At 40.7% G+C, this 6,868-nt stretch carries 8 protein-coding genes; 6 read left to right on the top strand and 2 right to left on the bottom strand.

Going from position 1 to position 6,868, the window contains the following annotated elements; genetic code table 11:
- The first annotated feature begins 417 nt into the window (after nt 1–417).
- Together KGF70_RS17470 and KGF70_RS16160 are read left to right on the top strand one after the other, a co-directional pair.
- Nucleotides 418–1,041 (top strand): NUDIX domain-containing protein, encoded by a 624-nt coding sequence (locus tag KGF70_RS17470; protein ID WP_253954909.1) that lies wholly within the window; start codon nt 418–420, stop codon nt 1,039–1,041.
- Nucleotides 1,042–1,123: 82 nt separating this feature from the next.
- Nucleotides 1,124–1,396, top strand: a complete 273-nt coding sequence (locus KGF70_RS16160) for a hypothetical protein (protein ID WP_216769564.1) — start codon at nt 1,124–1,126, stop codon at nt 1,394–1,396.
- A 270-nt stretch (nt 1,397–1,666) separates the two neighbouring features.
- Here the strand turns inward: KGF70_RS16160 and KGF70_RS16165 are convergent, their stop codons facing one another.
- Nucleotides 1,667–2,893 (bottom strand): MFS transporter, encoded by a 1,227-nt coding sequence (locus KGF70_RS16165; RefSeq protein WP_216769565.1) that lies wholly within the window; start codon nt 2,891–2,893, stop codon nt 1,667–1,669.
- A 2-nt stretch (nt 2,894–2,895) separates the two neighbouring features.
- Nucleotides 2,896–3,144, bottom strand: a complete 249-nt coding sequence (locus KGF70_RS16170; protein WP_216769567.1) for a hypothetical protein — start codon at nt 3,142–3,144, stop codon at nt 2,896–2,898.
- 130 nt (nt 3,145–3,274) lie between these two features.
- Here KGF70_RS16170 and KGF70_RS16175 point away from each other — a divergent pair, with 130 nt between their 5' ends.
- From KGF70_RS16175 to KGF70_RS16190, 4 genes are all read left to right on the top strand, one after another.
- On the top strand, nt 3,275–3,622 hold the full coding sequence (locus KGF70_RS16175) for a helix-turn-helix domain-containing protein (RefSeq protein ID WP_216769568.1): 348 nt from the start codon (nt 3,275–3,277) through the stop codon (nt 3,620–3,622).
- A complete protein-coding gene (locus KGF70_RS16180; protein ID WP_203180815.1) occupies nt 3,616–4,155 on the top strand; it encodes a hypothetical protein in 540 nt (179 codons plus the stop codon). Before KGF70_RS16175 ends, KGF70_RS16180 begins: the two co-directional genes overlap by 7 nt.
- A gap of 285 nt (nt 4,156–4,440) precedes the next feature.
- On the top strand, nt 4,441–5,784 hold the full coding sequence (locus KGF70_RS16185) for a threonine/serine exporter ThrE family protein (protein WP_101872590.1): 1,344 nt from the start codon (nt 4,441–4,443) through the stop codon (nt 5,782–5,784).
- Between the two features lie 214 nt (nt 5,785–5,998).
- The gene (locus tag KGF70_RS16190; RefSeq protein WP_216769571.1) at nt 5,999–6,745 is read left to right on the top strand and encodes a tyrosine-protein phosphatase; all 747 of its coding nucleotides are present in this window, start codon (nt 5,999–6,001) and stop codon (nt 6,743–6,745) included.
- The last annotated feature ends 123 nt before the right edge of the window (nt 6,746–6,868 follow it).

Genomic DNA, 6,868 nt, shown 5'->3' on the forward strand with positions numbered 1-6,868 from the left:
AATGGGAACTGCCACGTGGTTTCGGAGTATACGAGGAACTTTTTGATGTACTATCCTGGTAACAGCTTGGTATAAATCAAAACCTGATTGTTCTTTTGAATATTGAAGGATTTTTCTCCTCTTTGATTGATATATTCGAGAATATGGTGAGTTCCGGGATGGCGCCACAAAAAATATGGAATTACCTAAAATTCGTGAGAACTTAGACGACGATTTTATGTTTCTGGACAATTATAACTATTATACTGTCGACAAACATATTAACTAGTGATGCCACTTTATTCTACTGATCAATTTGTGCTTTTAGACGGAAGTCGCTGTTTTTCAGCATTAAAAATCTTTAAATACAGATACGCAGTAGTACAAGTGATTGATAGGGTCTGATTATATTTGCTCGTTGGTAGTATCAAGTCTCAATTGAAGACTTTAAAAATATTGTTGTTAAAACCGGGGACAGAAGAATATTCAGCTATAAAGTGGTCTAATTTTCTTAATTTATGCTGGGATATTGATGGTGATGGATTTGGTCGGAGACAGATTGCGTATGAATGTTATCCTGGAGGCAATTCTATTCGGATCGCTGGATGTCATTATCAAGCCGTTGACGTTACGTGCACGAATAAAATGATTGAGGAGTTATTAAACGAAATGAAATCTAAAATAATTTGTGCCAATGCTATTTTTATTAATGCCGGGAAGATTTTATTAACAAGAGAATCTAATTCGTCTGCATATTACTTTCCTGGTGGGAAGGTAGGCCCAAGTGAGAATCTCGAACAAGCATTAAGTCGTGAACTCAAGGAAGAGCTATCTTTAGTGATAGATGATAGCCAAATCAGATGGGCTTTTAAGCATCAAGGCCCAGCGTACAAACAAACAGATAGGGTGGTTGAACTAAATTGCTTCTTTGTTAGAAATACAATGATTTTCAAGGCTTCATCTGAGATTTATGATTATAAGTGGTGTAAACCAAATGAGCAAAATGTCGCGCCAGTAGTTCGGAACGCACTCTATGAAAACGAGTGGATATTTAATGCTTAATGAAATTAAAGAATCTTGAGCTTAAGAGTAATCAAGGGCCGATCAATAAATTAGTACACAGGTAAAAAACTTGAGACGTGTTTTGGGTTATACGCCTGGCGCCAGCATCTTAGAGCATACCTCTTCGATATTTATTGTCATCTCTGAAAAAGGAAAAGTAGGAATTGTGTATCCACTAGGAGAAGTAGATCAATTATGGCATTCGAAAACTAAATTTGATTTTATTATCACTTATGGCAAGTTTTACAAGTCATTTGATGAGAATGTTACTGTTTCAGAAGAGGAGCAAAGTCTTACGCGTTTTTTTAAGAATAGGCAGAAAATGGTGATTTATGACGCAAAAATTAGCAAATAACATTTTAATTGGTTGTGCGATTATAGCTTCGCTTACCTTGCTTGGTAGTTTGGTATCTTCAAGTATATGGGCGTATGGTTATTGGAATGATGGCACAAAAACAAGTGCAGTTTGTTTAGTATTGACATGCATTTATTTGTACCGGCACAGTTAGTTTTTTGGACTTTGTTTTCCGATTTATGCGAAACAAAGGCCTGGGATTGTTTATCGCTGAAGTGTGATAAGCAATCCCAGGTCTTTTCTGTGAATAAATCGGTTTTATACTCTGATTTAAACTTTTTCTGCCTCTATTGATACTACTGATTCTTCACCGTTTGAGCGTCCCAGTGGTGTACTACGAGCATATAGCCCAACTAAAGTTCTTAAGATCCCAGCGATTAAAATAATGACGTAGAGAGAAATGTGATGTCCAATCAAATAGCCGCCAAAGAATGAACCTAAGGGCATGGCAATATAAGAAATCATTCTGGTTACGCTAACAACCCGTCCCAGTATTACTTCTGGAACAACCCGTTGTCGTAAAGAAAAGTATGTAATAACGTTGATGTTACTGCATAAATTTGAAACACCATAGGCAATGCCAATATAAATAAAGTTAGTTGCTTGGAACATCGCAACTAAACCCAGGCCGGCTAAAATCGTAGTGCTAGTAATTATCTTACCAGAAGAATAATGATTGTTTAAAATTGGCGCTATTAATCCACCCAAAACGGCGCCGATGCCAGAAATTGCCATCGTAATCCCAGCAAATAAAGCCGAGTATTTTAGCGTTCCGGTAATAAAGTACATAAAATTAGCTTCGAACATGTTCGTCGCAAAGTTAGTACATAAAAATAATAGGGCACCGTTCCAAACAATTTTATTCTGATATGAATAGTGAAAACCAGTTTTTATATCATTAAAAATAGTGTGATGCTTTACAGCTGTCTCAATATGTTGATACGAAATAAGCGTTAATAGTAATCCAGCAATTAAAAAGGAAACAGCGTCAATAACGATTGATAGATTCGGGTTTAAGATGACAGCTAAACTACCACCAACTAATGGCCCCAATAAATTGAGCGTATTGTCGACTAATTGAATGGATGTGTTGGCCGCGACAATTTGATTATCCTTTACAATACTGGGTAAGATACTTTGAAATGATGGGTGAATTAGCGGATCAACTGATGATTGGAAGAAAACAATTAAATAGATTAAACCTATTTGAGTAGTTTTCGTGCTTAGTAATATTGCTAGTATCAAAACCAGGATGCCTGATACCAGATTACCTAATATTAAAATCAATTTTTTGTTGTACCTATCAGCCATAATTCCACCGAATAGCGAAAAGAAAATCCAAGGCAGAAAAGAAATGCCATATACGGTAGCCATTTGAGTTGCGGACCCCGTCTGATTGTATATTGCGAGTGGTAAAGCGATTTTTAGTAACCAATCACCCATTTCAGAAATCAAGAAACTTGACCATAGCTGCTTAAACGACCGTGTTTGCTGCATGCTTAATCACCTCCGCAAATGTGACATTCTGGGTCTGGTAGCCATTCTTCCGAAACGCTAGATTGCATGGTATCAAAATCGATTGAAATTAGTTTACCTATACTTGTTAGCTTTCCAACTTGAGTAACATATTTTAAAATTTCTACACATAGGTGCCCGGTAATAGTTGATACTAAAGGAACGATGGCTGTATTATCACCCGTTAGATTTTGATGTTTCTTTTTCGACAAAAATAATTCTATTTTTAACATATCAGCGCACCTCCTGTTTACAATTAAATTATGTATCACGGATCGTAATTCCTTGGCGCAACATTATATTAGCATGATAATATAATGTGGATACTATAATTTTCATATTGTATAAAAGAGGCGTTTTATTTTGGAAAAAATCGGTCATACGTTCCGTTTATTAAGAGTAAGCAAGAAAATCACCTTGGCTCAGGCTAGTCAAGGTATCGTGACAATTGCCTTCTTATCAAAATTTGAACGTGGTCAATCAGATATTTCAGTTTCAAATTTGTTACTTTTACTCAGAAGGATTAATGTTGAAATTTCCGAATTTGTACATACTAATGAGTTTAACAGCGGGATCAATGTCTCCTTTGAAAAGGAAGTCAGTCATTGTTATATCAATAAAAACATTGCGGGCTTAGAGAAACTCATTAATCAAGTTGATGGCGACCTTATAGAATCGGATAATTTTAAAGTGCTAAAAAAATTATGCTAACGGCATTAATTGATGATTTAACTGGCAAATCCTTGTCTAATGACCAGCAACAATTGGTTATAGCACACCTTAGCTCGGTAAATAGTTGGACATCATTTGAATTTTACCTGTTTGGTAATGTTCTGTTTATGCTGCCGCTAGAACAAGTGGTTGAATTAACCAAATTAATGATAAAACCCGGATTATCCTATATATTGTTAAAAAATGATAACATCACAAATGCTTTTCGAATCTTAAACAATACAGTGACATATTGTTGTGAGGAGGGATCATATGATGATGGTTGGTTTTTCTTAGGCATGATGAAGAAGTTAGCTGAGCATCCACGACAATTTTATGAGCGCATGAAAATACTGAGTTTAGAAGGGCTATTAGCATATTATTCTAGGCCACGCGAAATGGCTCTAGACATGATTCATAAAGCACTTCAAATATGCGCTTTGGTGGGCGGTCAGGAAGTTTATCAGCGTGAGCGGCAAGCATTTGTTCATGTACTGGAAGCCAATGAATTAAAATATGTCACTAGTTTTTAGATATACATCGAGCTAAAAAACAGCTCATCATAACTAGCAGTTGAAACATATGATTTTAGCAAACGCATAGGTGTCACATTGTACGCGACTTTTCTATTGAATTTGCAACTGGATTTTGTTGAGAATATCGTTACTAAGCTTTTCCCATTTCATACATGGTTATGTTAATGTTTCACGTGAAACATTTAGCCGTCACAATTAAACGCCACGCTATCAAAAACCGACAGATTGGCCTAAAATGAAATAGAAGCGTTGTCACTTTAGGGATTAAGTCTGGAGGAAATCATGAATAATAATCAGAAGTCGCCGGTGCCATTATCACAACGGCACCATATGACGATTCCGTGGAAAGATTTTATTCGCAATGAAGACGCACCAGCTAAGCATGCCAGTATTCAGGAACGGACGTCGATCGTCGGGCGAGTCGGTATCTTGATGTTATCTTGTGGAACAGGGGCCTGGCGGGTACGCGATGCGATGAATAAAATCGCCCGGAGCCTTAACTTAACGTGTTCCGCAGATATTGGGTTGATTTCAATCCAGTATACTTGTTTTCATCACGAACGCAGTTATACGCAGGTGTTAACCTTGCCGAATACCGGTGTGAACACGGATAAATTGAATATTTTGGAGCAGTTCGTCAAAGATTTTGATCGTAAATATGCCCATGCGACGGTTGCTCAGGTTCACGCGGCCATTGATGACGTTCAAAAGCGGCCAAAACAATATGCGCCGTGGATGTTGGGCTTAGCAGCCGGGTTAGCCTGCAGCGGCTTTATTTTTCTGCTGGGCGGTGGTATTCCTGAGATGATTTGTTCCTTTCTTGGAGCTGGCTTAGGCAACTATGTGCGTGCAGCGATGGGTAAACGGTCGCTGACGACGATTGCTGGGATTGCGGTCAGTGTCGCGGTCGCGTGCCTTGCCTACATGATTAGTTTCAAAATATTTGAAGCCAACTTTCAGATTCTAGCGCAACATGAAGCCGGCTATATCGGGGCGATGCTGTTTGTGATTCCGGGCTTTCCGTTCATCACGAGCATGCTGGATATGTCCAAGTTGGATATGCGTTCAGGACTGGAACGGCTAGCGTACGCGATAATGGTCACCTTAGTTGCCACGTTGGTCGGGTGGCTGGTGGCAACGTTGGTTAATTTTAAACCCGAAGATTTTCTGCCCTTAGGATTGTCGCCCTGGGCTACCTTGCTATTACGCTTACCGGCAAGTTTTTGCGGGGTGTATGGTTTCTCGATTATGTTCAATAGCTCGCAGAAAATGGCGATTACGGCGGGCTTCATTGGGGCTATCGCGAATACCTTACGACTTGAATTGGTGTCTTTGACCGCCGTTCCACCAGCCGCCGCAGCCTTTTGTGGCGCATTAGTTGCGGGGCTGATTGCCTCAGTCGTTAATCGGTATAATGGTTATCCGCGGATTTCATTAACGGTTCCGTCAATCGTCATCATGGTGCCTGGACTGTACATTTACCGCGCCATTTACAGCATTGGTAGTAACCAGATCAACGTCGGGGCGCTGTGGCTGACAAAGGCCGTACTGATTATCATGTTCTTGCCACTGGGACTTTTCGTTGCCCGCGCGTTATTGGACCATGAGTGGCGCCATTTCGACTGATGCTGGGTTGATGACAGGCAAGCTACCCGCGTGGTCGCCCGCATGACTTAGCAAATATAAACGATGATTAGGTATTTCAATCGCACATCGCGTTTAATCCGTTGACTTCAGGACGTGGTCGGCAGATTAAACGCTTTTTTTGCGTGCGCATTTCTCTGAAAAACTAACGAATCAGATTTACAATAAGGTATCAACTCGCGGGGAGGCGTGGCAGATGGAACCAATTACGAATCTGCGCTCATTAAGCGGTCATCGTAACCGTCAGCATCAAATGGTTAGGGACGGATTGCTCTACCGCTCAGGACAACTAGACCACCTGACAACGGCGCAAATCAATTACTTGGCATCGACACTTAAGATAACGAGAATCGTGGACATGCGCAGTCGAGATGAGCGCCAGCGATTTCCAGACGTGACTTGGGCGCAAGTCGATTACCAAGTCCTGGATGTGTTAGCGCAAGTGACGCAAAACGATGCTAGTTTACAGACGATGATAACCAGTACGGGTGCGGTACACGACCGCATGGTTCAGTTATATGAACAGTTGGCGTTGGATGCAACGGCTCAGGGAAGTTATCGGCAGTTTATTCAGGCCTTATTAGTTCCTAACGAACCGTTACTTTTCCACTGCTTTGCTGGCAAAGACCGAACAGGAGTCGGCGCGGCCTTGTTTTTAAAGATCTTGGATGTGAGTGAGACCCAAATCATGGCGGACTATTTATTGACTAATGAGGCGCGGGCAGCTGCAAATCAGCAAATCCTACAACAATACGCCGCCCAAATGTCGCCTGACCAACAGCGGGCAGTCAATGAAGCGTTAGTGGTGGATGAAGATTATTTGACGCACTACTTTGAAGTGGTTCAGGAGCACTACGGAACCTTTGACGCATACTTGTACACCGGTTTAGGCTTGACTGCAGCAGAGATACAACGGTTGCGACAGCTGTATTTGACGGATTAGTCAAGATGGACTGATTTTATAATAGTAATTTAAAACACGCCTCGTTTTCGGGGCGTGTTTTTGGGGGTGCGCCCGGCATGGGTGATAACTAGGCGGTGCAAGTCCGCTGTGGGCCGTAGTAGT

It is taken from the genome of Lactiplantibacillus sp. 7.2.4 (assembly GCF_018991185.1).
GTDB lineage: Bacteria > Bacillota > Bacilli > Lactobacillales > Lactobacillaceae > Lactiplantibacillus > Lactiplantibacillus pentosus.